We start from the raw sequence: 26,623 nt of genomic DNA on the forward strand, positions 1-26,623 counted from the left end.
CCAGTGGCCGGCTTTGAAAAAAGAAAAACGGCCACCAACCGGAGGAAAATCGTTGTTCCGATGTCAGACTATGGCATAGAGGTACTCTGGATTCTGATCCTTGCAAGCCTCGGCCTTTCCGCTGTTGCCGTGGTGTTCTCGGTATTCCAACGGCGCCACAGCCACACACCAGCGGTCGCATACGCCGCAGGCGAGGACGTGGCTTCGGAAGCGGCTCGCAAAGTGCTGCGGGAGTTTGAAAAGAACGGCCAGTCGGCCGATGCCGCACTGATCACATGGTCGCCCGACACCTTGCGCAAGATCCTGGCGGACGATCTGCCGGAGACGCAGGTGATCGTGGTATCCAACCGCGAGCCCTATATCCACAACATCAAGGATGATAGCGTCGAGCTCTTGGTACCGGCCAGCGGGCTGGTTTCGGCGCTCGAGCCGATCACCCGCGCCTGTGCCGGCACCTGGATCGCCTATGGCGGCGGAACAGCGGACCGCCTCACGGTCGACAAGAACGACCGGATTGAGGTGCCGCCTGGCAATCCGTCCTACGCGCTGCGCAGGGTCTGGCTGACGGAGGAAGAATACCAGGGCTATTATCTGGGCTTCGCCAATGAAGGTCTGTGGCCGCTTTGCCATATCGCCTTCACCCGCCCGATTTTCCGTGCGTCGGATTGGGAGGCCTATGAGGCCGTCAACCGGAAGTTCGCCGATACTGTGGTTGCCGAAGCGCGCAACGAGCGGCCGATTGTGCTGGTCCAGGACTATCACTTCGCGCTCTTGCCGCGCATGATCCGAGAGCGCCTGCCCGAGGCGATCGTCATCACTTTCTGGCATATCCCATGGCCCAACTCGGAAGTGTACAGCATCTGTCCATGGCGTGAACGGATCCTGGAGGGCTTGCTTGGCAGCTCCATCATCGGCTTCCATACCCAGTTCCATGCCAACAATTTCGCCGAAAGCGTCGATCGCTTTCTGGAAAGCCGTATAGAGCGGGCCGATGCGGCGATCTCCTACGGCGGACAGACGACGCTGGTGCACGCCTATCCCATCTCCATAGAGTGGCCGGCCGAACTTTTGGCGAAACTGCCTGATGTCGACGAATGCCGCGCCCGCCTGCGCGAGAGGTTCGGACTGAAAGAGGATGTCAAACTGTGCGTCGGCGTCGAGCGTCTCGACTACACGAAGGGCATTCTCGACCGTTTCCGGGCGCTGGAAGAATTGTTCACGGGACATCCCGAATGGGTCGGGAAACTGGTTCTCCTACAGATCGCAGCACCCAGCCGCGGCACACTCCCGGCTTACAGGCAACTCCACGATGAATGCCGCCGCTACGTCGAAGAGCTCAACCAGCGCTACGGCAGCGAGGATTACAGTCCTGTCCTAATGGTAGACAAACATCACCCGCAGGAACAGGTCTACGAATTCTATCGCGCCGCCGACATATGCATGGTCACCAGCCTGCATGACGGCATGAACTTGGTGGCCAAGGAATTCGTCGCGGCGCGCGACGACGAACAGGGCGTGTTGTTGCTCAGCACCTTTGCCGGCGCTTCGCGCGAACTTCTGGAGGCATTGATCGTCAATCCCTACGATACGGCCATGACGAGCGAAGCGCTGCTGCAGGCGCTGACCATGACGCCGGAGGAACAGCGCGAGCGTATGCGGCCCATGCGCGAGATGGTCCGCGACAACAACGTCTATCGATGGGCCGGCAGCATGCTTCTGGACGCGGCCCGCCTTCGCAAGCGCGGCGACCTCGACCGGGTGACGGGCAACGGCGAGCGGCCATCGAACAACAATGTGATTCCCATGTTCGAGCGGGCAAGAAAAGCAGTGTCGTGACGAGCATTCGCTGCCGCTGCGTCATGTACCAGTTCTCCTGAATACTGCGCCAGTTCGACGTTCTGAGTTAAGTTAACGGTTCGTATATCGACTGCAAGCGCCAGACGTGCTTGAGAAACCCCATAAGGAAGGCGCCAAGGTGACCTCGATCGGATTAACGCGCCCTGCCCATCGCCTCGGCCCACTGGAGAAGCTGATCAGCCGATCTTCCCGTCCACGATGTGAATGCGGCGATCCATGCGCGCAGCTATGTCGAGATCATGCGTAACCGCCACGACGGTCTTGCCGCGCTCGCGCACAAGATTCTCCAGGATTGCGAAGACCTGCTCGGAGCTCTTGCTGTCGAGGCTCCCCGTCGGCTCATCGGCGAGGATAAGCGGCGGGTCATTGGCGAGCGAGCGCGCCACCGCGACGCGCTGACGCTGGCCGCCCGAGAGCTGGTCGGGCCGCTTCTCGAGATGTTCGCCGAGCCCCAGGGATGAAAGCAGCTCCCCGGCCCGTTCGCGCATCTGAGGCCGCGCCAGGCGGCCCAATTTGCGCATTGGGATTTCGACATTTTCGCGCGCCGTGAACTCCGGCAGCAGAAAATGAAACTGGAACACGAAGCCCAGCATCGAAAGCCTGGTCCGCGCGCGCTCCCTTTCATTCATCGGCTCGGTGTCGCGGCCGCCTATTCTCAACCTCCCGGCAGTCGGCCGGTCCAGCAGCCCGAGCAGATAGAGCAATGAGGATTTGCCGGACCCGGAGGGACCGGTGACGGCGACGAATTCTCTCTCGTTGATCGCGAGCGTGATGTCCTTGACCAGCGTGACGGGAACGGTCTCGGGCAGCACGCGCGTCAGTTTCTCGGTCTCGATGAGTGCGCTCATGACGCGCCTCTGATGATCTCGACGGGGTTCAGGCGCGCCGCGCGGCGCGCCGGCAGGTAGCCGGCCACTGCCGCCGAGCCTAGCGCGAAAGCCGACGCAATGACGTAGTGCATCAAGCTCCAGGCGATCGGCAGCCGGGTCATCTCCTGGCCGGTCGCGGCGATCTCGAAACGCACAAGCGACAGTGCATAGGTCATGGAAACGCCGAACAGCCCGCCGAGCACGGACCCGGCCGCGCCGATCGCCACGCCTTCCAGCAGAAAGAGCCGGCGCATGTCGGACTCCGGAAAGCCAAGCGACTTCATGATGGCGATGTCGCGCGCCTTCTCGTGCGTGATGGTCGAGATGATGTTGTAGATGCCGAAGCCAGCGACCAGCATGATCGCGCCGACGACGGTGTACATGATGACGTTGCGCACGACGAGCGCTTCGAGGATCGATTCATTCGCCTCCTGCCACGCTACGGCCTTGTAGCCCAGTTCGGCCTCGGCACGCTGCGCCACCGCCGGAGCGCGGTTGGGATCGTCGAGCTTGATGCGGATCTCGTTGATTGCGTTTGGACGCGCGGAGAGGATCTGCGCGTTCTTCAGCAGTACATAGGCCTCACCTTCGTCGCGCGCGGTGGTGCCGGTGTGGAACAGGCCAGCGATCTTGAAGTTGCGCGTCAGCCCCTCGGAGGAGACCGCCGTTATCGAGTCGCCGAACCCGGCGCCGAGCCGGCTCGCCATCGTGTCGCCGATGAGCACGTTGTTGCCGCCCGCGGCAAGTGCCGAAAAGCTGCCTTCGACGAAGTCTCCGACGATCGGCGACACGCCGGACTCGCGCTCCGGTTCGATCCCAATGATCGCCGCGCCCACTTCGCGGCTGGAATAGCGGATCACCCCCTGCGTTTTGAGGCTTGCCGCGAACCGGCCGGGAATCCAGCTCTCGAGCCAGGAGGTCGCGGCGGTCGGATTGATGATGCCGCGGCGATCGTCGCGCGGCCTGAGCCCGGAGATCGCGACTGTCGCGAAGGCATTTTCGGCTGGCTGACGGCGGGCGGTGCGCTGCTCGTCGGTGATGTCGACATGCGGCATCGTATCGACGAGCTGCCTGACGAAATCGTCCTGCCCGCCCTGCATCAGCGCCGCCATGGCGATGGAGAATCCGACACCGACCGCAACGCCGATCACGGCAACCAGCGTCTGGCGACCGCGGCCGGCAATATGCGTGATGGCGATGTCGAAGATGAGAGGCATCGTTGCTTTATCTCTCCTGGGCGGCGGTGATGCTTACGCGCCCCCCGTCGGCCAGGTCGGCGGGGTAGGGCGAGATGACGCGAGCCTTCTCGTCGACACCTGACAGAACCTCGATGCCATTGGTGCCGCGAATGCCGGTTCGGATTTCACGGCGCCGGGCCTTGTCGCCTTCGACTATGAACAGCTTGTTCCCATCCATCGCAGCGGGCGGGATCAACAGCGCATTTTTCGAAACGCGGATGACGATGTTCACGTCGGTCGACATGCCTATACCAAGCGGCGTATCGTCCGGCAGGCGGAAACGGACGCGATAGGTCTTCGTCACCGGATCGCCCTTGGGCGTGATGCTGTCGACCACCGCTTCCAGGTTCTGCCTAAGGAACGCATCCGATTTAAGCAGCGCGCGCTGGCCGACCTCGACCCGGGGGATATCCTCCTCGTTGACCTCGGCGACCACCAGGAGCGGCTTCGGCTCGCCGACCCAGAATAACACCGTGCCGAGCTCGGCGACCTCACCCACCTCGCCGTCCTGCCTGAGCACGACACCGGCGCTCGGCGCTCGTAAGACGTAGGTGTCGAGTCGCGCTTTCTGTCCGGCAACCAGCGCCTCGATCTGGCCGAGCTCGCTCTGCGCACGATCGAGCGCCTGCTGGCTCGCAGCACGCCTTTCGGCAAGCACCGTCAGCCGCCGGAGCTCTTCCTGGGCAAGCGCTTGACGCGCTTCGAGCTCGCCAAGCACGGCCCGGGCCTCGCTGTCGTCGAGCTTGGCGAGCACGTCGCCTTGTGCAACCCTCGACCCCTCGCAATTACATTGCTCAACGATCCTCTCGCGGACCACGGGAGTCACCTTGGCCCAGGTTCGCGGCTCGACGGAGCCGCTCGCGTAAACGATTTCCGCCGCGTCGCCGCGTTGTGGCGTCACGACCGAAACCTTGGCCGGTTGCCACAGATACCAAGCCCCGAAAGCAGCCGCAGTCGCGACAAGAACAATGCCGACAGTCGAGCGTATCCGTCGCAAGAAACTCTCCCTCCATGATCGAATCCGAACGTCGAGCAGTGGACAGATATAGCACCAGACCGACCGTCGGTCTATAAAAGTTGCATTAAGAACCGGTTCGTGCTCCTCTTGCTCCACCTGCACTTTGTGAGGATCGATTTTGCCCCGAGTGATAAAGCCGCCGGAGATACGATCCGCCGAGCTCCTCGACTGCGCCCAGCGGCTTTTCTTCGAGCATGGCTACGACAACACGACTGTGAACGACATCATCCGCGAGGCCGGCCTGTCGAAGGGCGCGTTCTACCACTATTTCGCATCAAAAGAGGCCCTGCTGGAGGCGCTCGCCACACGTCTCGCCCGCGACAGCTTCACCGAGTTGCAGCCCGTGCTCAACGATCCGTCACTCGATGGGCTTGGCCGGCTCAATGCGCTCTTTGCCGGCTCGCGGCGGCTGAACGTCGAGCTTGCCCCGCAATTGCGCAAGACATTTTTCGTCCTGTTCCGGCCCGAGAATCTTGCCCTCTTCCATCGGGTCGACCAGGCGGCCAGGGAATTGGCCATGCCGATAATCACCGATCTGCTCAGGAAAGGAAGCGAGGAAGGCATCTTTGACGTGCCCGACCCGGAAGCTTTTGCCGAAATGTTTATGCAGCTGCGGCTGATCTTTCGGGATGTGATGCACCGCGCCTTACTGAAAGCCGAGCAGGGAAATATCGACGAAGCGGCGCGGCTGCTCGACGACCGGCTGCGGCTCTATGGCATCGCAATCGACCGGCTTTTAAAGCTGCCCGATGGAACGATAGAAGCAGCGCAACCCGGGTTTGCCCGGGCTTTCCTCGAAGCAGGCCCGTGAGCCGCCGAGCCCGCCATGCCGCGAAGCAGCAATTCACCGCGCCTTTGGTAGATCGGACCCACGCGGCAGGGCGCAAAAATAAACGTTCATCGCCTCAGCGCATGCACGTTATCAGTATTTTCGCCGCCCATCGGCAGTGCCATGTCGTCGTCGAGCAGGCGCGTGATGCGGGCGAAGCCGGCAAAAGCCTTCCTTGCTTCCTCTGCCGACATCCGGCCCGCCAAAGCAGCGGAGCAGCAATTCACTGCGCACTGGTAGACTGGCCCACGTCGGCCTGTCGGCCATTTACGCAAGAACCCCATCGCTTCCGCTACGCTATAAATTTCTTCGGCAGGGCTTTCCTGCCCGCGCGAAATCCGCACAGGCGTAAAGAATTGCAGGCGATCCATCGTTTCCTCCCGGTCGATCGCTATGTGCTTGATCGAACCTTTAAACTTACGGCTGGCCATTTGGTTTCCGGCAAACAGAGCCCGAGGCTAAAAAAGGGGCCCGGCTAAAACGAAGTCTTTCACATCACTCGGCCGAAATCGAATCACCAAACGTGACAACCATGTGGCGAACCGTTGACCGCCGATAAGCGCGAATTTCATCGAATGCCTATAAGGCCTAAGCCGGCAAATCAATCGGTTGCCGGTTCCCTCGCGTCGAGGCTCTTTACAGGGAAAATGGCGCGTTCCGCCGGAGCCGGAGCGGCGAAGGCATGACATAATTTCCCCCTTCTCCCCTTGCTTGTGGCCCTATTCACCGACCATCTCGGCCAGCCTGCGCACTGTATTCCAGTTGCGCGAGGTGCCGACCCCGAGCCGTTTATGGCTTGCCGCTGCAAGCAACCGCGAACTTGGCGTCTCGCGGGAAAATGCGATCCAGATGTCGCCGCCGACCGCCTGCATCCGCTCATCCTTGCCGACATAGGCCTCCAGCGCCGCGACGGCCTCAGCGGGAACGGGCTTGCGCATCACACGCACCGCTACCTGATCCGCGGCGGCAGCCGATTCGGCGGGAAACGGATTGCCGGCCGCAAGCCTCAACCAGTCATCCGCGCGGCGCACGATGATGTCGACATGGCGGCCGCAGGTCTTTTGGAACGCCGTCTCCAATCGGCGCTCCAGCGCGGCAATTTCTGTCTCTTTCGTCTCGAAGACCAGATTGCCGGTCGCCACCAGCGTGCGCGGGTTGTTCAGCCCCAGGCCTTCCGTCATGGCCCTGAGATCGGACATGACGACACGCCCCCCCTCGCCCAGGACGATGCTGTAAAGCAGAGCGACGTAGGTTTGCATGGTAACCTATCGGCTTAGACCAAGCGGCTCTGCTCCACCGCCGCTTCGATGAAGCTGGCAAACAGCGGGTGCGGGTCGAGCGGCCGGCTTTTCAGTTCGGGATGATACTGCACGCCGATGAACCAGGGATGGTCGGGGTATTCGACCGTTTCCGGCAGCACGCCGTCCGGCGACATGCCGGCAAAGACCAGGCCGCAATCCTCGAGCCGCTCCTTGTAGTCGACATTGACCTCATAGCGGTGGCGGTGGCGCTCGGAAATCTGCGTGTCACCGTAGATGTCGGCGATTTTCGAGCCCTTGGCGAGGTCCGCCTGATAGGCACCGAGCCGCATCGTGCCGCCGAGGTCGCCGGTTTCCCTGCGCTTCTCCAGCATGTTGCCTTTCAGCCATTCGGTCATCAGGCCGACGACCGGTTCCTCGGTCGGGCCGAACTCGGTCGACGAGGCATTCTCGACGCCGGCCAGCGAACGCGCGGCCTCGATGCAGGCCATCTGCATGCCGAAGCAGATGCCGAAATACGGCACTTTTCGCTCGCGGGCGAACTTCGCTGCCAGGATCTTGCCTTCCGCTCCGCGCTCGCCAAAACCGCCGGGGACCAGAATGCCGTGGACCTTTTCCAGCCACGGCGCCGGATCTTCCTTCTCGAATATCTCGCTCTCGATCCAGTCGAGCTTGACCTTGACGTGGTTGGCGAGGCCGCCATGCGACAGCGCCTCGATCAGCGATTTGTACGCGTCCTTGAGGCCGGTATACTTGCCGACGACGGCGATGGTCACCTCGCCTTCCGGATTGTGAATGCGGTTGGACACCGCTTGCCAGGGCTCCATGCGCGGCTTCGGCGCCGGATCGATGCCGAAGGCGGCCAGCACTTCCGAATCCAGCCCTTCATTGTGATAGGCCATCGGCACGTCGTAGATGTGCGGCACGTCGAGCGCCTGGATGACCGCGCTCTCGCGGACATTGCAGAACAGCGACAGTTTGCGGCGCTCTTCCCTGGGGATGGGGCGGTCGGCGCGGACCAGCAGAATATCGGGTGCGATGCCGATGCCGCGCAATTCCTTGACCGAATGCTGGGTCGGCTTGGTCTTCAATTCGCCCGCCGTTGGAATGTAGGGCATAAGCGTCAGGTGCACGTAGACGGCGTTGTTGCGCGGCAGGTCGTTGCCGAGCTGGCGGATCGCCTCCAGGAACGGCATCGCCTCGATGTCGCCGACGGTGCCGCCGATCTCGCACAGGACGAAGTCATAGTCGTCGTTGCCGTTGAGAATGAAATTCTTGATCTCGTCGGTGACGTGCGGAATCACTTGCACGGTGGCGCCAAGATAGTCGCCGCGCCGCTCCCGCTCGATGATGTTCTTGTAGATGCGGCCTGTGGTGATATTGTCCTGCTGGTTGGCCGAGCGGCCGGTGAACCGCTCATAGTGGCCAAGGTCGAGATCGGTCTCGGCGCCGTCGTCGGTCACGAAGACCTCGCCATGCTGGTATGGCGACATCGTGCCGGGATCGACGTTGAGATAGGGATCGAGCTTTTTGATGCGTGCGCGATAGCCTCGCGCCTGCAAGAGAGCCCCTAGGGCCGCTGCAGCGATGCCTTTTCCAAGTGAGGAAACCACGCCGCCTGTGATGAATACATATCGCGCCATGGGAGTCATCGCTTAACGCGGCCGAATTGATTCCGCCAGAGAAAAAACCACCGCGAAGGCTTTTTCCCAAGAAGGCGCTCTGGTGGTGCGTGAACCAAAACAAAAGGGCCGGCGAGACCCGGCCCTTTTGGGATGACCCGTTAAGGCGTCAGATGATGACGACCTTGGTGCCTACTTTCACCCGGCGGTAGAGGTCCATCACGTGCTCGTTGATCATGCGGAAGCAGCCGTTGGAGGCGCTCGTTCCGATCGACTGCGGCGCGATGGTGCCGTGAATGCGCAGATGTGTGTCCTTCTTGCCCTCGTAGAGATAGATGGCGCGCGCGCCGAGCGGATTTTCGCCGCCGCCGGGCATGCCGTCCTTGTACCGGCCGTAATTCTTCGGCTCGCGCTTCTGCATCTCGAGCGTCGGGATCCAGCGCGGCCACTCCTGCTTGTCGCCGACGGCGACCGTGCCCTTGAACTGCAGGCCGTCGCGACCGACCGCAATCGCATAACGGCGGGCGGTCCATGAAGATTCGACGAGGTAGAGGCGACGCGCGCTGGTATCGATGACGATGGTACCGGGGCTGTAGCCGGTGAACTCGACCTCTTGCGGAACGAACTCCGGCTTCACCTTGAACTGCTTCTTGGCTTCCTTCCTGGCGAGTGCGGCATCGAGAGCGCGGGTCTCGGGGAGCAGCGACATCGACGAGGACGTGCCGCCGAACAGGCCTGCGAACAGCCCGACGCTCTGCGGCTTCTGTCCAACCGGCTCGCTGCGCAATTCCCCGTTGTTGCCGGTCAATGCGACATTCATGGCCTCGGCGGAAACTGGCTCGGCCGACTGGATCGGTGCGATGGGTTGAACCGGTTCGATGAACTTGATGGTCGTCTTCTTAGCCAGCCGGGCAGCGGACGTATCCTTCTTGGCAAGCCCCTTCTTGGCAAGAAACGCTTGCCGTTCCGCGTCGGCCTTGGCTTTGGCCGCCTCGCGCATCGCCAGCTTCGTGGCCTCGAGCGCCTTGGCTCGAGCGGCCTCCTTGTCGGCCGCGATCTTGGCTTCGATCTTGCTGATTTGGGCAAGATCGTCCGCGGTCGGGTTTTTCTTCTTCTTGAGCAGCCTAAGCTGCGCCGTATCGCTTTTGGCAGCGACGTTGACAACGTCAGTTGTTACTGCGGCTTTAGGAGCCGAATTACCCGCCGGCATGGCCGCGTAAGCGGGCGCACCAAGGGTGAGCACGGCACAAAGGCCGGCTAAAATGAAGCTGCGAAGCTGCATGGCGAAGATCCGATCGTTCAATGCTTGTTGCCCACGGCGTCGCCCGGCGTCCCCCAAGGACCCCGAAAGTGCCGCGCGCAATCTATAGTCGATTAATCGGAGACGCCTCAAGCGCCCTGTCGTGCCGTGCCCGGTCGAATCCTCGCGATCGTGCGGCATTTGCCGCGACTGTGTTCAAACAACAACAGATCGCGGCGCCGAACGTCTGCTGATTACTGGTTTGGAACCTGCGGCGTTACTGGCAGGGTGACGCCGTTTGTGGCCGGCGGCGTGGTCGAACCCGCCGCAGGCGGCGCAGCCGGCGCCGGGGCTGCGGCATCACTTCCGGAAGGCGGCGTTGGCGCCGTATTGCCGGTAGGCGGCGTTGGCGCCGTATTGCCGGAAGGTGGTGTCGGCGCCGTGGTGCCAGGCAACTGGTTGAGCACGCCGCCCGCACCGTTAGTCGCAGGCACACGATCGAGAATGTCGATCGGCTTTTCGCCGTAACGGGCGACGATCGACAATGTCAGCGAGGTGGCGAAGAAAGCCGCCGCCAGGATCGCCGTCGCCCGCGTCAGCGCGTTGGCCGCGCCGCGCGCGGTCATGAAGCCCGATCCGCCGCCGATGCCGAGGCCGCCGCCTTCGGAGCGCTGCAGCAGCACCACGCCGACAAGAGCGAGCACGACCATGAGGTGGACGACGATCAGTACGGTTTCCATAGTTTACCCTGGCAAAGCCTTGCGCGGCCGCGGATACGGCCGGTGATTTGGAGGCGGCTCAATACAATGCTTTGACGGCATTTCCAAGCCCGTGGCCGGAATATGGGAAGCGATGCGCCCTTTGCAACGATTTCCGCTGCGGCACAGCCTATCCGAAGCGTCCGACAGCCTTTCGATGCTACGAGATATTTCGATAGGCTTCGGCGATGCCGAGAAAGTCCGCCGCCTTCAGACTGGCGCCGCCGACCAGCGCGCCATCGACATTTTTCACGCCGAGCAGTTCGACCGCGTTCGACGGCTTGACCGAGCCGCCATAGAGGATGCGCATCTTCGCCGCCGCGCTGCCAAGCTTTTCCGACAGTTTTTCGCGAATATGCACATGCGCCTCAGCAACGTCGGCGGCGGTCGGCGTCAGTCCCGTGCCGATCGCCCATACCGGCTCGTAGGCGATGACGGTATTCGACGCCGTGGCGTCGGGCGGCACCGAGCCGGCGACCTGGCGCGACAGCACGTCGAGCGTCGCGCCTGCCTCGCGTTCGGCTCTCGTCTCACCGATGCAGATGATGGCTACCAGTCCGGCTCGCCACGCGGCGGACGCCTTGGCCTGTACAATGGCGTCGTCCTCATTGTGATCGGCGCGGCGTTCGGAATGGCCGACGATGACGTGGCTGGCGCCCGCGTCTTTCAGCATCTCGGCCGAAATACAGCCGGTATGGGCGCCGCTCTCCTTGGTGTGGCAATCCTCGCCCCCGGCCCGGACCGGCGTGCGCGACAAAATCTCTGCGGCATGCGCCAGCAGCGTCGCCGGAACGCAGACCAGCGCTTCGGTTTCCGCGTCGAGCCCGCTCATAAAGCCGTTGCCGATCATCCTGAGTTCGTTGAGCGAGGCCCTGGTGCCGTTCATTTTCCAGTTGCCTGCGACCAGCGGGCGGATTCCTGGCGTCATGGGATTTGTTCCTCCGGGCGATATTCGGCTGCGTCCTCACTACCAAACTCAGCCCACAAAGCAATCGACAGTGGGCCGGAAGGACGCTATTGCGCTTGTTTCAGACTCGGCGCATGCGAAAATGCGCAAAAATCGGAAGTGACCATGCTTAGTATCTTGAGAAGCGCGGCGGGGACCTGGGTCGCGAAGGCACTGCTGATATTGTTGGTGTTGAGCTTCGCCGTCTGGGGCATTTCCGGGCAGCTGGTCGGTGGTTTTGCAGGCCACGATGCAGTTGTCACGGCCGGAGGCACCAAAGTGTCGATCAACGAGTATCGCCTCGCCTATGATCGCCAGATCAGCGTGATGTCGCAGCAATTCGGCCAGCGCATCAGCCGCGAGCAGGCGACGGCGCTCGGCCTCGACAACCAGGTGCTGGCGCAACTCGTGTCGGGCGCCGTTCTCGATGAGCAGGCCCGCAAGCTCGGACTAGGGCTGTCCAAGGACCGGCTGGCCCAACTCACGCATGAAGACCCGGCCTTCAAGGGTCCCGGCGGCACCTTCGACAGAAGGACTTTCGAATACATACTGCAACAGGTCGGCATGCGGCCGGAAGACTATCTGAGGAATCGCGCCCAGGTGGCTGTGCGCCAGCAGATCGTCGAGGCGGTTTCGGACGGCCTCAAGGCTCCGGATACTTTCTTGAAGGCAGTCGCGCTTTATCGTGGCGAAGACCGCACCATTGACTATCTGACCTTGCCGAAATCGCTGGTCGAGCCGATTGAAGCGCCATCCGACACTGCGCTTTCAGCTTATTTCGAGGAAAACAAAAAGACCTATGCGGCGCCCGAATACCGCAAATTCTCCTATGTCAGGCTCGAGCCGCAAGACATCATGGATCTGAGCGCCGTGACCGACCAACAGGTCAGCGACGACTACAACAAGAACAAGGGGCGCTACACCACGCCGGAAACGCGCACCATCGAACAGCTCGTGTTCAAAACGCCTGATGCCGCGAAGGCCGCGCTCGATTCACTCAAGACCGGCGCGACCTTCGACAAGATCGTCGCCGCCGAGGGCAAGACGCAAGCCGACACGCTGCTCGGCACGCTGTCCAAGGACAAGATCGCCGACAAGGCGGTGGCGGATGCGGCGTTTGCGCTCAATGTCAACGAAGTCAGTCCGGTCGTTCAGGGCGCCTTCGGTCCGGTGCTGCTGCGCGTCACCGACATCAAGCCCGAAGTGGTGAAGCCGCTGGCCGAAGTGTCCGCCGATATCCGCAGGGATCTGGCGCTGGGCGAGGCAAGCCGCATTCTGTTGGACGTGCATGACAATTACGAAGATATCCGCGCTTCGGGCAGCACGCTCAAGGAAGCGGCTGAAAAACTGAAGCTGAAGGTCGTCACCATCGACACGATCGATCGCACCGGCCTGAGGCCGGACGGCACCATCGTCAAGGACCTGCCGGAATCGCCGGAACTCATTAAGGCGGTGTTCGACGCCGAACCCGGCACCGAGAATCCCGACCTCACCACCGCCGACAACGGCTTCGTGTTCTACGAGGTGGAGTCGATCACGCCGGCCCGCGACCGCACGCTGGATGAAGTCCGCCAGAAGGTGGTGGCCGACTGGACGGCGGCGGAAACGACCAAGCGGCTCACCGCAAAAGCGGGCGAACTCGAAAAGCGTCTCGATGCCGGCGCTACGCTCGATGTGATCGCGAGCGAGCTCAAGCTCGAGAAGCAGACCAAGCGCGGCGTCAAGCGCGAGGCGGACGACGTCGATTTCGGCAAGGAAGGGGCGGCTGCGATGTTCAGCGAAGGCCAAGGCGGGACCGGATTGATCCCCTCGCCCACCGGCGACGGACAGATCCTGTTCAAGATCGCCGAAGTCTTCGAGCCTGCCGGAGCCGACGCCAGCTCGGTGCCGGATGAGGCGCAGAAATCGTTCACCGCCGGCATGTCCGATGACCTGCTCGACCAGCTGGTGGCGCAGCTGCAGACGCAATATGACATTCGCATCGACCAGACCGCCGTTGCCCAAGCCCTGACCAGATGAGCGCGCTCAAGACCCATATCGCCAAGGTCGCCGCAGGCAATTCTCTTTCCTTCGAGGAAGCGCGCGAGGCCTTCGACATCATCATGTCGGGCGACGCTACGCCCGGCCAGATCGGCGGCTTCCTGATGGCGCTGCGCGTGCGCGGCGAGACGGTGAGCGAGATTTCCGGCGCCGTCGCCACCATGCGCGCCAAGATGCTGCGCGTCGACGCGCCCGCTGGCGCGATCGACATCGTCGGCACCGGCGGCGACAATTCGCACAGCGTCAACATCTCGACCGCATCCGCCTTCGTCATCGCCGCCTGCGGCGTGCCGGTGGCCAAGCACGGCAATCGCGGACTGTCCTCGCAGACCGGCGCCGCCGACGTGCTGACCGCGCTCGGCGTCAAGATCGATATCCCGCCGGAAACGATCGGCCACTGCATCCACGATGCAGGCGTCGGCTTCATGTTCGCGCCGGCGCATCATCCGGCGATGAAGCATGTCGGTCCGATCCGCGTCGAGCTCGGCACCCGCACCATCTTCAACCTGCTTGGCCCGCTCTCTAATCCGGCCAGTGTGAGCCGGCAGATGGTCGGCGTCTTCTTGCCGGAATGGATCATGCCGGTGGCCGAGACGCTGAAGGCACTGGGCGCCGACCACGCCTGGGTCGCCCATGGCGACGGTTATGACGAGATCACCACCACCGGTGAAACCCAAGTGGCCGAACTGGTCGGCGGCGAGATCCGAACCTTTACGCTGACACCGGAAGCGGTTGGGCTGAAGCGGCACACCAAGGACGAGTTGCGCGGCGGCGATGCCGCCTACAACGCCCAGGCGCTGCGCGACATGCTGGGCGGCGCTGCCGGCGCCTTTCGTGATACGGTGCTGATGAACGCCGGCGCGGGGCTGGTGGTGGCGGGCAAGGCGACGACGCTTGCCGACGGCATGGCGACGGCGGCGCAAGCCATCGACAGTGGCCGGGCGCTGAAAGTGCTCGATCGGCTGGTCGAGATTTCGAACGGATAGAGCCGTGTCTGATATCCTGCGCAAGATCGAAGCCTACAAGCGCGACGAGATCGCCGCGGCGAAGGCGCGCGTGCCGCTTGCCGAGGTCAAGGCGCGGGCGAAGGACACCGACGCAGCGCGCGGCTTTCTCTCGGCTCTTGAAGCCAGGCGCAAATCCGGCAGCTTCGCGCTGATCGCCGAGATCAAGAAGGCCAGCCCGTCCAAGGGCCTGATCCGTGCCGATTTCGATCCGCCGGCACTGGCCAGGGCCTATGCGAAAGGTGGCGCCGCCTGCCTTTCGGTGCTGACCGACGCGCCGTCCTTCCAGGGTGCGCCTGAATTCCTCACCGATGCGCGCAACGCCGTGACATTGCCCGCTTTGCGCAAGGATTTTCTGTTCGAGCCTTATCAGGTATTCGAAGCCCGTGCGTGGGGCGCTGACGCCATCCTGATCATCATGGCGAGCGTCGATGACGCCGTGGCCAGGGAACTCGAAACGACGGCGTTCGAACTCGGCATGGACGCGCTGGTCGAAGTGCATGACGAGGCTGAGACGGAACGCGCGCTGAAACTGTCATCGCGGCTGATCGGCATCAACAACCGCAATCTCCGGACGTTCGAAACCAGCATCGAGACCTCGGAGCGGCTCGCGACGATGATGCCGGCAGACCGCCTGCTGGTCAGCGAGAGCGGTATTTTCTCGCACGAAGACTGCCGCAGGCTGCAACGGAGCGACATCGGTACGTTCCTCGTCGGCGAGAGCCTGATGCGGCAACAGGACGTGGCCACTGCGACGCGCCTGCTTTTGACGGGCAATGCGCCCGCCATTGCATCGGCCCGAAAATCGGAATCGATTTTCGGAGAGCACGATGCATAGATTCAAAGTGTTAGAGCGTGCTTTGCGCGTCCAGACGGACGCACGTCGCGCTAAGGTGACCTGACGATGACGGCCGCCCTCACCCATCTTGGCGCGAAAGGCGAAGCCAATATGGTCGATGTCGGCGACAAGGCGGAGACGACGCGCACGGCAATCGCCGAAGGTCTTGTCTCGATGCGGCCCGAAACGCTGAAGATGATTCTCGACGGCGATGCCAAGAAGGGCGACGTGCTGGGCACGGCGCGCATCGCCGGCATCATGGCGGCCAAGAGGACGCATGAGCTGATCCCGCTCTGCCATCCGCTGCTGTTGACCAAGGTATCCATTGACATCGAACCGGACGCGACGCTGCCAGGCCTGAAGGTCACGGCGCTGGCCCGCGTCACCGGTAAGACCGGCGTCGAGATGGAAGCGCTGACCGCCGTCTCGGTCGCCTGCCTGACCATCTATGACATGGCCAAGGCGGTCGACCGCGCCATGGTGATCTCGGGCATCAGGCTGGCGGAAAAGACCGGCGGCAAATCCGGCGACTACAAGGCGGATGCCAAGGGGGCAGGCTAATAATGGCACTGCTTCCGGTCGCCGAGGCGCTCGAGCGCCTGCTTGAGGATGCTGCGCCCTTGCAGGCTGAAAGCGTCGCCCTGATGGACGCCGCCGACCGCGTGCTGGCGGAGCCGCTCCTGGCGCTCCGCACCCAGCCGCCGTTCAACGCGTCCGCCATGGACGGCTATGCCGTGCGGGCCGAGGATGTCGCATCCGTGCCCGCAAGACTTTCGGTGATCGGCATGGCGCCGGCCGGACGCGGCTTTGCCGGAACAGTCGGCCCGGCGCAGGCCGTGCGCATCTTCACCGGCGCGCCGCTTCCTGCAGGCGCGGACACCATCGTCATCCAGGAGAATGTCCGCGACCTCGGCGGCGGCAGCATCGAAGTGACCGCGTCGACGGTTGAAGGCCGCAACATCCGCCGCCTCGGGCTCGATTTCTCGAAGGGCGACGTCCTGCTGGAGAAAGGCCGCCCGCTTGATCCGGCGGCATTGTCGCTGGCGGCGTCGGCCAACCACCCGCAGGTCAGCGTGGTGAAACGGCCGTTGGTCGCCATCATCGCCACCGGCGACGAATTGCTGCCGCCGGGCAGCGACCTTGGCCCCGACCAGATCATCTCGTCCAATGCCTATGGCGTCGCCGCCGCGGCCCGCTCGGTCGGCGCCAGCGCGCTCGATCTCGGCATCGCCCCCGACCGCAAGGAGGCGATCGCCACGCTGGTGAAACAAGCGGTCGACGCAGGCGCCGACGTCATCGTCACGCTGGGCGGCGCCTCGGTCGGCGACCATGACCTGGTCCATGACGTGCTGACCGGTGAAGGCATGACGCTCGATTTCTGGAAAATCGCCATGCGGCCCGGCAAGCCGCTGATGTTCGGGCGGCTGGGTGACATCCGCTGCATCGGCCTGCCTGGCAATCCGGTGGCGAGCCTGGTCTGCACGCAGCTCTTTCTGACGCCGCTGCTTGCGCGGCTCGGCGGCCGCGCCTTCCGGCAGGACATGCGTCAGGCGCGGCTCGGCGCCGCCATGCCGGCCAACGATCTCAGGCAGGACTATGTACGCGCCGTGGTTAGCGAAGAAGCCGGCACGCTGCTGGCGACCCCGTTCGGCATCCAGGATTCCTCGATGCTCAAAATGCTGGCCGACGCCAACGGGCTGATCGTGCGCGAGCCGTTCGCTCCCCCAGCCGCGACGGGCGCCGCGTGCAGCGTGCTGATGCTACGCTGAACAAAACGTCAACACATTCATTAAATTTTAAACGGTTGCGGAACACAACTGGAACAGATAGTGTTTGTTCTGGGTTTGTTTTTCTGATTCTGTTGGGGGTCGCGATGCTGACACGCAAACAACATGAACTGCTGATGTTCATCCACGAGCGGCTGAAGGAAAGCGGCATTCCGCCCTCGTTCGACGAGATGAAGGAAGCGCTCGACCTCGCCTCGAAGTCGGGGATCCATCGGCTGATCACTGCACTGGAGGAGCGCGGTTTCATTCGCCGCCTGCCCAACCGCGCCCGCGCGCTGGAGGTGCTGCGCCTGCCCGATTCGATCGCGCCCGGCCTCAATGCGGCGCGCAAATTCTCGCCAAGCGTCATTCAGGGCAGCCTTGGGCAGGGCAGCCTCGGACGACAGATCAAGCCGGCGCCTTCGCGCATGCCCGCAGCCGGCAATGACGACGACGTCGTTGCCACCATCTCCATACCGGTGATGGGCCGCATCGCTGCCGGTGTGCCGATCGACGCCATCCAGCACCAGACGCATTCGATTTCGGTACCACCGGACATGATCACCGGCGGCACGCACTACGCGCTGGAGGTCAAGGGTGACTCGATGATCGAGGCCGGCATTTTCGACGGCGACACGGTCATCATCCGCAACGCCGACACCGCCCAGCCTGGCGAGATCATCGTCGCCTTGGTCGACGACGAGGAAGCGACGCTGAAGCGGTTCCGCCGCAAAGGTGCCTCGATCGCACTGGAAGCCGCCAATCCGGCCTATGAGACGCGCATCTTCGGGCCGGACAGGGTCAAGGTGCAAGGCAAGCTCGTCGGACTGATCCGGCGTTACTGAACGGCAGGCTTTTTGGGTTTCTCGGCCCTGCGGTATGGCGGCAGGCCCCTCGCCTCGCGCGAAAATCTCCGCTGCTCATGCCAAGGCCTATAGGGCTGTCTGACGGCAAAACGGATTTCTGCGCGCGTCGTCGCAGATAGCGGATCGAAAAAGACGGCGGCACTGCCCATGCGAGCGAGCTGCCGTTTGGTGACGACGAGAACCAGCGGATTGCGGCAGGGATTATAATAGGCTGTGGCATCATCGATGACGATCAAATCCGCAAAGGCACAGGCTGGCCGTGCGGTTTTGCGGTCGTCGGCGAGCGCGATGATCGCGCCGGACTGGTGCCGGGCGAGGCACAGGCCGGCAGTGCAGTAGAAGGGCGCTCCCGGCGGCAGGTCGGCCGGGTCGACGATGTCGAACCGCACGTCTCCTTTTTCGAATGTCTCCGGCTCGACAATGGTCGCTGAAACCAGCGCATGTTTCCAGTTGTCGGTGGTGAATTCGTTCGAGTGCACCCGGTTGACGGCAAGTTCGCCGCCGCCGATCGGCAGCGCCACCAGATGCGCATCTTCCGAAATCAGCACGTCGGGGGTGCGCGTCTCGGAAATCGTCAGCAGGCCGGCGAGCGCAAAGGGAAGTGCCGCAAGCCGCAACCATGTCGTTGCCATCGTGGCGATGACCAGGGCGGCCGTCACCAGCAGAACCGACTGCAACGAGATCAGCCCGACGGCATCGACCGGCGACCGCTCGGAGATCCATCCCGATATTGCAATCATGGCCGTCAGCCCCTTGCCCATCATGTATAGGAAAGGGCCGTCGAAGCCGAACGGCATTGCCAAGGCGCTGACGACGGCCAGGAACATCACGACCGTGACGATCGGCATGACGGCCAGATTGGCGAACAGGCTGAGCGGCGAGACGCGCTGGAAGTGCCAGATGGCGAAGAGTGCGGTGGCGCTGCCGGCAATGATGGAGGTCATTGCGATGGTACCTGTCCCAGCGGCAAGTTTTCGCGTGACGAAAGCGATCGTTGACCGTCGCTGTGGCGGCGCGGTGGCCTTGTCGGCACGATAGTCGGACCAGCCGGCATAGGCGCCCACGAGAGCAGCGGTCGCGGCGAAGGACATCTGGAAGCTTGGGCCGACCACCTCGTGCGGCGACACGACGATGACGGCGATGGCCGAAATCGCCAGATTGCGCATGGTGAGTGCCGCCCGGTCGAACAGCACGGCGACAAGCATTACCGCCAGCATGATAAAGCTGCGTTCAGCCGCGACCACGATACCGGAAAAAATCAGATAGGCAGCGATGGAAACGAGTGCGGCAGCAGCCGCATATTTTTTGACCGGCCGGCGCGACGAAAAATCGGGAACCAGCGCAAAGGCGCCGCGCAGCAATCCCATGATGGTGCCGGCGACAAGCGCCATGTGCAGGCCGGAAATCGAGATGATGTGGTAGATGCCGGTGCGCCGCATCGATTCGTTTATCTCTTCGGGAATGCCGGCACGCACGCCGACGATCAGCGCGGCGGCAATCTCCCCCTCGGCGCCACCGATGCTGTCCCTGATATGGTCGGCGATGGTTTCACGCGCCTTTTCGATCGAGGAAGAAATGCGCGCGGCGAACGGTGCATCTTCGGAAACGACGATCTTCGGATTGCCGAGGAAAAAGCCACTGGCACCGATACCGGCGAAATAGCTGTCGAAGGAGAAGTCATAACTGTCCGGCCTAACCGGGCCAGTCGGAGGCAGAAGCCTCACATAGCCGGTTGCCACCGAGCCTGCGGTCATCTCAGCGGGAATTTTGCGTGCCGAAACCCTGACACGTTCCGGCGCATAACGCAGTGTCGGCCGGGCGGTCGACATCACGTCGATGGTCAGCCTGATCCGGCCGTTCGCCATCTGATCGAGCCTAACGACACGGCCGGTGAGCTGGGTCTGGATTTCCGAGCCGAGCATCTGCGTTCCCACGCGCCAGGTTTCAACCTTGGCGGCGAGTAGCCCGAGTGCGCACAGCAACGCTGCCATGAAGCACAGATGCGTTTTGCGCCATGAGCGTGTCACTGCCGCACACAATGCCGTGAGGACCACGACGGCAATAGGCTGCGGAAAGTCCGGTTCGACGGCAAGCGAAAAATAGACGATCACCCCGCATGCCAGAAAAACCGGCACCAGCAGAAAGGCGACGCCGCGGTCTAGTTCCAGGCCGGCTGCCGAGGCCACGCTGTTGCGGATACCGGATGGTGAAAGATGGCTAAGCTGTCGGCGGAAACGAATGACAGGCCCGGGTGTTGGAGCCGGTGTTGGCGCGGCGCGGTCCGGCGAAAGGGGCTGAATGCCCGGGTGCGACGCAGGCAGCGAAACGGGTAGCGGCTCGGCGTGGGGAACGTCGGCAAACAGCGATCGTTCGCTGACGCTTGTGGTCGTGCCCTCGCTCTTGTCCGCGCCGCGGCCTGGTCCAGCCATCGGGTCTGCCCCTTGCGCCCTTGACCTCCTATGCTACATGAACGCGCGACGCGCGAAAGTCCGCGCAATCACATCCGCTTCCTGCGCTTGCCTGAGAGTTCCATGTCCGACAAGGTCGTCACCCGTTTCGCCCCCTCGCCCACCGGCTTCCTGCATATTGGCGGCGCGCGCACGGCGCTGTTCAACTGGCTGTATGCGAAACACACCGGCGGCACGATGCTGCTGCGCATCGAGGACACCGATCGTGAGCGTTCGACCGATGCGGCAACCGCCGCCATCCTCGACGGACTCTCCTGGCTCGGCCTCACCTGGGACGGCGAGCCGGTATCGCAGTTCGAGCGCGCGCCGCGCCACCGCGTGGTCGCCGAGGAACTGGTGCGCATGGGCAAGGCCTATTACTGCTACGCTACGCCGGCTGAACTGGAAGCGATGCGTGAGAGCGCGCGGGCCAAGGGCTTGCCTCCCCGCTATGACGGCCGCTGGCGCGACCGCGACCCGTCCGAGGCGCCAGCCGGCGCCAAGGGCGCGATCCGAATCAAGGCGCCGGCCGACGGCGAGACGGTGGTGCATGATCTCGTGCAGGGCGAAGTCCGCTTCTCCAACAAGGATCTCGACGATTTCATCATCCTGCGCTCGGACGGCAATCCGACCTATATGCATGCCGTCGTCGTCGACGACCACGACATGGGCATCACCCACATCATCCGCGGCGACGATCATCTGACCAATGCCGCCCGCCAGATGGTGATCTATCGAGCCATGGGCTGGGACGTGCCGTCGATGTCGCATATCCCACTGATCCATGGCGCCGACGGCGCCAAGCTGTCGAAGCGGCACGGCGCCCTCGGCGTCGAAGCCTATCGTGCCATGGGGTACCTGCCTGAGGCACTGCTCAACTACCTGGCGCGGCTCGGCTGGAGCCACGGCGACGACGAGGTCATGTCGATCGCCGACATGATTGCCTGGTTCGACATCGGCGACGTCAACAAGGGGGCCGCCCGCTTCGACTTCGCCAAGCTCGAGGCGCTGAACGGCGTGCATATGCGCCGCATGAACGACGCCGAATTGCTCGATATCTTCATCAACACCTTGCCCTATCTCGAAGGCGGCCCGGCGATCGCAGCGCGCCTCGACGACACGCGCAAGGCACAGATGCTCGCCGCGCTGCCAGGCCTAAAGGAGCGCGCCAAGACGCTGGTCGAACTGGCCGACGGTGCCGCCTTCCTGTTTGCCGAGCGGCCGCTGCCGATCGACGAGAAGGCGGCTGCATTGCTCGGCGGTGAAGCGCGCGAGATCCTGCGGGGCGCCCACGCGGCGCTGAAGGCGATTTCAGGCGACTGGACGGCCGAAGCGGCGGAAGCCGCGATCAGGGAATATGCGGTGGCCGGCGGCCATAAGCTCGGCGCTGTGGCCCAACCTTTGCGCGCCGCGCTCACCGGCAAAAGCACCTCGCCCGGCGTGTTCGACGTGTTTGCCGTGCTTGGCCGTGAGGAAAGCCTGGCGCGCGTCGCGGATCAAATCGATTAGCAAAACTGGCCCAAGAAGATTGGCATTGAAAGGTGGGTTTCGCAGTGCAACATTAGGTCTTGGCCCAATTTGGCACGCAAATCCAATTGCGGGCGCAAACGCGCGAACTCCGATGCTTTCGACGTGTTGCGTTGCAGATATTTCGCCTTTGCCGGCATGAGAAAACCAAAAGGAGTTTGCAATGTCCGAAGCTGCGACAAAGATGGAATTTGGCGGCAAAACCCACGCGTCGACTGCTAAACTTGAATTCGGCGGCAAAACTCACGAGCTCAAGGTGCGAAGCGGCTCGGTCGGACCTGATGTCATCGACATCGGCTCGCTTTACAGCACCACCGGGGCGTTCACCTACGATCCCGGCTTCACGTCGACGGCAAGCTGCGAGTCGGAAATCACCTTTATCGATGGCGATGCCGGCATCCTTTTGCATCGCGGTTATCCGATCGACCAGCTGGCCGAGCACGGCGACTTCCTCGAAGTCTGCTATCTCTTGCTCTATGGTGAATTGCCGACCAAGGCGCAGAAGGACGATTTCGACTACCGGGTGACGCGCCACACCATGGTGCACGAGCAGATGTCGCGCTTCTTCACCGGCTTTCGCCGCGACGCGCATCCGATGGCGGTGATGTGCGGCGTGGTCGGCGCTCTGTCAGCCTTCTATCACGATTCCACCGACATCTCGGACCCGTATCAGCGCATGGTCGCGTCGATGCGGCTGATCGCCAAAATGCCGACGATCGCGGCAATGGCCTATAAATACCACATCGGTCAGCCCTTCATTTACCCGAAGAACGAGCTGAATTTCGCGGCCAACTTCCTGCATATGTGCTTTGCCGTGCCGTGCGAGGAATACAAGATCAACCCGGTGCTGGCGCGTGCGATGGAGCGCATCTTCATTCTGCATGCCGATCACGAGCAGAACGCCTCGACCTCGACCGTCCGCCTCGCCGGCTCGTCAGGCGCCAACCCGTTTGCCTGCATCGCCGCCGGCATTGCCTGCCTATGGGGACCGGCCCATGGCGGCGCCAACGAGGCGGCCTTGAACATGCTGGGCGAGATCGGCCATGTCGACCACATCCCGGAATTCATCGCCCGCGCCAAGGACAAGAACGATCCGTTCCGGTTGATGGGCTTTGGCCACCGCGTCTACAAGAACTACGACCCGCGCGCCAAGATCATGCAGAAGACCGCACATGAGGTTTTGGGTGAACTGGGCATCAAGGACGACCCGCTGCTCGACATCGCCATGGAACTGGAAAAGATCGCGCTGACCGACTCCTATTTCATCGAGAAGAAGCTTTATCCGAACGTCGATTTCTATTCCGGCATCACGCTGAAGGCGCTGGGCTTCCCCACCACCATGTTCACCGTGCTGTTCGCGGTCGCTCGTACCGTCGGCTGGATCGCGCAGTGGAAAGAGATGATCGAGGATCCGCACCAGAAGATCGGTCGCCCGCGCCAGCTCTATACAGGTGCGCCGGAACGCGACTACGTGCCGATTGCAAAGCGATGAAGAGAAGAAGTGAGTAGTGAGTAGTGAGTAGTAAATAAGAATTCTAGACGCTGAGCGGTTCTTTGCAATCTACTCACTACTCACTACTCACTACTCACTACTCACTACCCCTACTCGCTCCCTTGATGCACCTCATCACGACCCCCGCAGCGATATCGCCGGAAGGTCCGTCGACAGCCATGCGTCTGGCCACCTCGGCAAAACCGTCCTTCTGCCATGCGCGATAGGGGGTGTCGGAAAAAAGCGCCTCCAACTGCCGCGCAACATAGTGCGGCCGCACATATTCGTTGTAGCTTTCCGGCACGATCGGGCGATCGGCGATGAGATTGGGCAAGGCGGCGCTCCATACGGTGATCAGGCGCTGGGCCATCCGCATGACCGGATCGAGCCGGTAGCAGGAGATCATCGGCACACCCGACAGCGCCAATTCCAGCGACACCGTTCCCGATGAGATCAGCGCTGCATCGGCCTTGCCGAAGGCCTGCCATTTGCGTTCGGGATCAAGGATGATTTCCGGCTTCTCGTCCCAGCTTGCCACCGAAGCCCTGACCAGGTCGGCGACATGCGGCACCGTCGGCAACAGCAGGCGCAAGCGGTGTCCGCGTGCGCGCAGGATCGAGATCGTCTTACCGAACGGGCCGACTAGCCGTAGCACCTCGCCGCGACGCGAGCCGGGCAGCACAAGCAGTGTCTTCACACGATCGTCGGACAGGTCGCGCGGCAGGCTTTGCGCCTTGGCAGCGCCGATCACGCCCGGATCGTGCGTAAGGCGATGGCCGACATAGGTGCCGGGCGGACCACCGAGGCGGGCGAGCTCCTTCACCTCGAAGGGCAAGATGCAGAGGATATGATCGACATACGGTTTCATCGCCACCGCCCTGCCGGGTCGCCAGGCCCAGACGCTCGGGCAGACATAGTGGACGATCGGGATTGCCGGATCGGCGGCACGAACCTTCTTAGCCACGCGCAGCGAAAAATCCGGGCTGTCGATGGTGATGAGACAGTCGGGCTTTTCACCGGCGACCGCATTGCCCGTCTGGCTGATCCGCCGCATCAGGCGCGGCAGGTCGCGCAGGATGGCGCTCAGGCCCATCAGCGCGATCTCGCCGCCGTCGAAGAGCGGCGTGAGGCCGAGCGCCTGCAGATGCCGGCCGCCGATGCCGACGAGCCGGACCTCGCGGCCGGTCGCGCGTTTGAGCGCCTCTATAATGTCGGCGCCAAGCAGATCGCCGGATTCTTCGCCGGCGACGATCGCGATCTTCAGCGGTTTCTCAGTCGCCATGCACCGGCTCCGCAGCAGGCAGGCCGATCACGAACAGGCCGAGCGCATTGGCACGGGCGACGACGGTGGGGCCTTCCAGAACCAGCGAGCGACCGGCCTCGACGGCAATGCCGGCAAGTCCGGCGGCATGCGCCGCCTCGACCGTCTGCGGGCCGATGGAGGGCAGGTCGGCGCGCAACTCCTGGCCGGGCTTGGCGCATTTGACCAGAACGCCGCGCGTTCTGCCGGCCAGCCTGCCATGGCCGCGCAACTGCTTTGTTCGATCGAGCAATCCGTCAGTGCCCTCGACGCCTTCCAGCGCGATGGCGCGGCCGCCGATCGCAACAGCCGCTTGGCCGATATCCAGCGCGCCGATGGCCTTTGCCGCCGTATGCGCCGCTTCGATGTCGCGCCAGTCGGATTTCCGCGGCGCAGCCTTGGTCAGCGTCCCTTCGGCCGCGATCAGTTCCGGCACGATCTCATGGGCGCCGACAACCTTGATGCCGCTGCGCTCGACCCTTCGCACGAACAGTTTCAGCACGGTGTCGTCGCCTTGGGTTACACCGACAAGAAGGCTGGGCACCCAGGCGAGCAGGCCGAGATTGAGGCGCATGGCGCTCAGCCTGGGGCGGCGTGTGATATGGCCCGCTGTCACCAAATGGGTAACATGATGGTTCTTGAGCGTCGGCAGCAGTGAGCCGACATCCTCCAGCCTCAACGTCGCCTGCTCGTAGGCGTCGAAGTCGGATATGCGGTCGACCTCGCCCGCCACTATTACCACGAAGGGAGACTTGTCTTGCCCAGCAAGCGCCTTGGCGACTTCGACCGGCAAACTGCCGCCGCCGGCAATGATGCCGACCTTGGCGTCTGGCGCGAGATCAAGGCCCGTCCGAGTGGCCTCAATCTTCGTCATCTGCATCGTCGCCGTCGCCAGCCTTGAGCGACGGGACGGCATAGTGCCGCTTGCCGCGACTGGCGATGAAATCGATGATTTTCATGGCGGTCGGTGACGAGGCGAATTCCGCCTTGGCGAATTCGATGTTTTCGCCGACGGTTCGGGAGCGATCGAAGATCGTCCTGTAGGCCTTGCGCAGCGTGTGGATCTCGGAGCGCGGCAGGCCGGCGCGCTTCAGGCCGATGATGTTGAGACCGCGAAGGCTGGCGCGATTGCCGACGGCGATGGCGTAGGGAATGACATCGCCGACGAATGCCGAGCAACCGCCGAGAAAGGCGTTGTCGCCGACGCGGACAAACTGATGAACGGCGCTGAGACCACCGATATAAACGTTGTCGCCGATCTCGCAATGGCCGCCCAACGTCGCCTGATTGGCGAAGGTGGCGTTCTTGCCGACAATGCAATCATGGGCGATGTGGGCGTAGGCAAGGAAGTTGCCGTTGTCACCGATCGTCGTCTCGCCGCGGCTGGAATCGGTGCCGAGGTGCATGGTCACGCCTTCGCGGATCGTGCAGTTCTCACCGACGACCAGCGTGGTGCGGCCGCCCTTGTGCTTGGTATTCTGCGGCGGCGCGCCCAGTGTCGCCATCGGATAGACCTTGGTCGACGCACCGATGGTGGTCGCGCCCATCACCGAGATGTGGCTGACCAGTTCGACGCGGTCGCCGAGCACCGCGTCGGCGCTGATGTGGCAGAATGGCCCGATGCGGACGCCTTCGCCGATTTTTGCGCCTGCCTCGATGAACGACGATGGATGGATGACTGTCTGGATTTTCATAAGCATTCGATCG

23 protein-coding genes are annotated in these 26,623 nt (G+C 63.0%); 10 read left to right on the top strand and 13 right to left on the bottom strand.

The window, feature by feature from the left end; all coding sequences use genetic code 11:
* The first annotated feature begins 60 nt into the window (after window positions 1-60).
* On the top strand, window positions 61-1,836 hold the full coding sequence (locus AC0L14_RS07955; RefSeq protein WP_473749122.1) for an alpha,alpha-trehalose-phosphate synthase (UDP-forming): 1,776 nt from the start codon (window positions 61-63) through the stop codon (window positions 1,834-1,836).
* 197 nt (window positions 1,837-2,033) lie between these two features.
* On the opposite strand, the gene AC0L14_RS07960 is transcribed toward AC0L14_RS07955, so the two are convergent.
* Genes AC0L14_RS07960 through AC0L14_RS07970 form a run of 3 tightly spaced genes read right to left on the bottom strand, consistent with a single transcriptional unit; the run spans window position 2,034 to window position 4,961 of the window.
* A complete protein-coding gene (locus tag AC0L14_RS07960; protein ID WP_473637615.1) occupies window positions 2,034-2,705 on the bottom strand; it encodes an ABC transporter ATP-binding protein in 672 nt (223 codons plus the stop codon).
* Window positions 2,702-3,943: an ABC transporter permease gene (locus tag AC0L14_RS07965; RefSeq protein WP_473526765.1), complete on the bottom strand. Its 1,242-nt coding sequence runs from the start codon at window positions 3,941-3,943 to the stop codon at window positions 2,702-2,704. Before AC0L14_RS07965 ends, AC0L14_RS07960 begins: the two co-directional genes overlap by 4 nt.
* Window positions 3,944-3,950: 7 nt before the next feature.
* Complete coding sequence (locus AC0L14_RS07970) at window positions 3,951-4,961, bottom strand: efflux RND transporter periplasmic adaptor subunit (protein WP_473526766.1); 1,011 nt, start codon at window positions 4,959-4,961, stop codon at window positions 3,951-3,953.
* 139 nt (window positions 4,962-5,100) lie between these two features.
* Between AC0L14_RS07970 and AC0L14_RS07975 the strand changes: the two genes are divergently transcribed.
* Entirely contained in the window at window positions 5,101-5,793 is a 693-nt protein-coding gene (locus tag AC0L14_RS07975; RefSeq protein ID WP_473488372.1) for a TetR/AcrR family transcriptional regulator, read from the top strand.
* A gap of 86 nt (window positions 5,794-5,879) precedes the next feature.
* Here the strand turns inward: AC0L14_RS07975 and AC0L14_RS07980 are convergent, their stop codons facing one another.
* The 6 genes from AC0L14_RS07980 to tpiA form a co-directional block, all read right to left on the bottom strand.
* On the bottom strand, window positions 5,880-6,182 hold the full coding sequence (locus AC0L14_RS07980) for a DUF982 domain-containing protein (RefSeq protein ID WP_473487096.1): 303 nt from the start codon (window positions 6,180-6,182) through the stop codon (window positions 5,880-5,882).
* Window positions 6,183-6,530: 348 nt separating this feature from the next.
* Window positions 6,531-7,070, bottom strand: a complete 540-nt coding sequence (locus tag AC0L14_RS07985; protein ID WP_473526767.1) for a DUF1697 domain-containing protein — start codon at window positions 7,068-7,070, stop codon at window positions 6,531-6,533.
* Window positions 7,071-7,084: 14 nt separating this feature from the next.
* Complete coding sequence (locus AC0L14_RS07990; RefSeq protein WP_473526768.1) at window positions 7,085-8,722, bottom strand: CTP synthase; 1,638 nt, start codon at window positions 8,720-8,722, stop codon at window positions 7,085-7,087.
* 139 nt (window positions 8,723-8,861) lie between these two features.
* Window positions 8,862-9,974, bottom strand: a complete 1,113-nt coding sequence (locus tag AC0L14_RS07995; RefSeq protein WP_473749214.1) for a L,D-transpeptidase — start codon at window positions 9,972-9,974, stop codon at window positions 8,862-8,864.
* A gap of 212 nt (window positions 9,975-10,186) precedes the next feature.
* Window positions 10,187-10,672 (bottom strand): preprotein translocase subunit SecG, encoded by a 486-nt coding sequence (gene secG, locus AC0L14_RS08000; protein ID WP_473486997.1) that lies wholly within the window; start codon window positions 10,670-10,672, stop codon window positions 10,187-10,189.
* A 178-nt stretch (window positions 10,673-10,850) separates the two neighbouring features.
* A complete protein-coding gene (gene tpiA, locus AC0L14_RS08005) occupies window positions 10,851-11,618 on the bottom strand; it encodes a triose-phosphate isomerase (protein WP_473749123.1) in 768 nt (255 codons plus the stop codon).
* A gap of 144 nt (window positions 11,619-11,762) precedes the next feature.
* Between tpiA and AC0L14_RS08010 the strand changes: the two genes are divergently transcribed.
* From AC0L14_RS08010 to lexA, 6 genes are all read left to right on the top strand, one after another.
* Window positions 11,763-13,655, top strand: coding sequence for a SurA N-terminal domain-containing protein (locus tag AC0L14_RS08010; RefSeq protein WP_473749124.1), 1,893 nt, complete (start codon window positions 11,763-11,765; stop codon window positions 13,653-13,655).
* Window positions 13,652-14,662, top strand: a complete 1,011-nt coding sequence (trpD, locus tag AC0L14_RS08015) for an anthranilate phosphoribosyltransferase (RefSeq protein ID WP_473487000.1) — start codon at window positions 13,652-13,654, stop codon at window positions 14,660-14,662. The genes AC0L14_RS08010 and trpD overlap by 4 nt, the downstream gene beginning before the upstream one ends.
* A gap of 4 nt (window positions 14,663-14,666) precedes the next feature.
* Window positions 14,667-15,518, top strand: coding sequence for an indole-3-glycerol phosphate synthase TrpC (gene trpC, locus AC0L14_RS08020; protein WP_473526770.1), 852 nt, complete (start codon window positions 14,667-14,669; stop codon window positions 15,516-15,518).
* A 66-nt stretch (window positions 15,519-15,584) separates the two neighbouring features.
* Window positions 15,585-16,079: a cyclic pyranopterin monophosphate synthase MoaC gene (moaC, locus tag AC0L14_RS08025; RefSeq protein WP_473487002.1), complete on the top strand. Its 495-nt coding sequence runs from the start codon at window positions 15,585-15,587 to the stop codon at window positions 16,077-16,079.
* 2 nt (window positions 16,080-16,081) lie between these two features.
* The gene (locus AC0L14_RS08030; protein ID WP_473487003.1) at window positions 16,082-17,287 is read left to right on the top strand and encodes a molybdopterin molybdotransferase MoeA; all 1,206 of its coding nucleotides are present in this window, start codon (window positions 16,082-16,084) and stop codon (window positions 17,285-17,287) included.
* A gap of 104 nt (window positions 17,288-17,391) precedes the next feature.
* Complete coding sequence (gene lexA / locus AC0L14_RS08035) at window positions 17,392-18,129, top strand: transcriptional repressor LexA (RefSeq protein ID WP_095492879.1); 738 nt, start codon at window positions 17,392-17,394, stop codon at window positions 18,127-18,129.
* Here the strand turns inward: lexA and AC0L14_RS08040 are convergent.
* A complete protein-coding gene (locus AC0L14_RS08040; protein ID WP_473526771.1) occupies window positions 18,123-20,579 on the bottom strand; it encodes a ComEC/Rec2 family competence protein in 2,457 nt (818 codons plus the stop codon). The two genes, lexA and AC0L14_RS08040, sit on opposite strands and share 7 nt — an antisense overlap.
* Window positions 20,580-20,681: 102 nt before the next feature.
* Between AC0L14_RS08040 and gltX the strand changes: the two genes are divergently transcribed.
* Both gltX and gltA read left to right on the top strand, forming a co-directional pair.
* Window positions 20,682-22,106: a glutamate--tRNA ligase gene (gene gltX / locus AC0L14_RS08045; protein ID WP_473749125.1), complete on the top strand. Its 1,425-nt coding sequence runs from the start codon at window positions 20,682-20,684 to the stop codon at window positions 22,104-22,106.
* Between the two features lie 181 nt (window positions 22,107-22,287).
* Complete coding sequence (gltA, locus tag AC0L14_RS08050; RefSeq protein WP_065009590.1) at window positions 22,288-23,616, top strand: citrate synthase; 1,329 nt, start codon at window positions 22,288-22,290, stop codon at window positions 23,614-23,616.
* Between the two features lie 97 nt (window positions 23,617-23,713).
* On the opposite strand, the gene lpxB is transcribed toward gltA, so the two are convergent.
* The 3 genes from lpxB to lpxA are packed head-to-tail and all read right to left on the bottom strand — an operon-like array spanning window position 23,714 to window position 26,610.
* On the bottom strand, window positions 23,714-24,898 hold the full coding sequence (gene lpxB / locus AC0L14_RS08055; protein WP_473487006.1) for a lipid-A-disaccharide synthase: 1,185 nt from the start codon (window positions 24,896-24,898) through the stop codon (window positions 23,714-23,716).
* The gene (locus AC0L14_RS08060; protein WP_473487007.1) at window positions 24,888-25,790 is read right to left on the bottom strand and encodes an LpxI family protein; all 903 of its coding nucleotides are present in this window, start codon (window positions 25,788-25,790) and stop codon (window positions 24,888-24,890) included. The genes lpxB and AC0L14_RS08060 overlap by 11 nt, the downstream gene beginning before the upstream one ends.
* Entirely contained in the window at window positions 25,777-26,610 is an 834-nt protein-coding gene (gene lpxA / locus AC0L14_RS08065) for an acyl-ACP--UDP-N-acetylglucosamine O-acyltransferase (RefSeq protein WP_473526774.1), read from the bottom strand. The genes AC0L14_RS08060 and lpxA overlap by 14 nt, the downstream gene beginning before the upstream one ends.
* Window positions 26,611-26,623: the final 13 nt, after the last annotated feature.

This window comes from Mesorhizobium sp. WSM4841 (genome assembly GCF_055811515.1).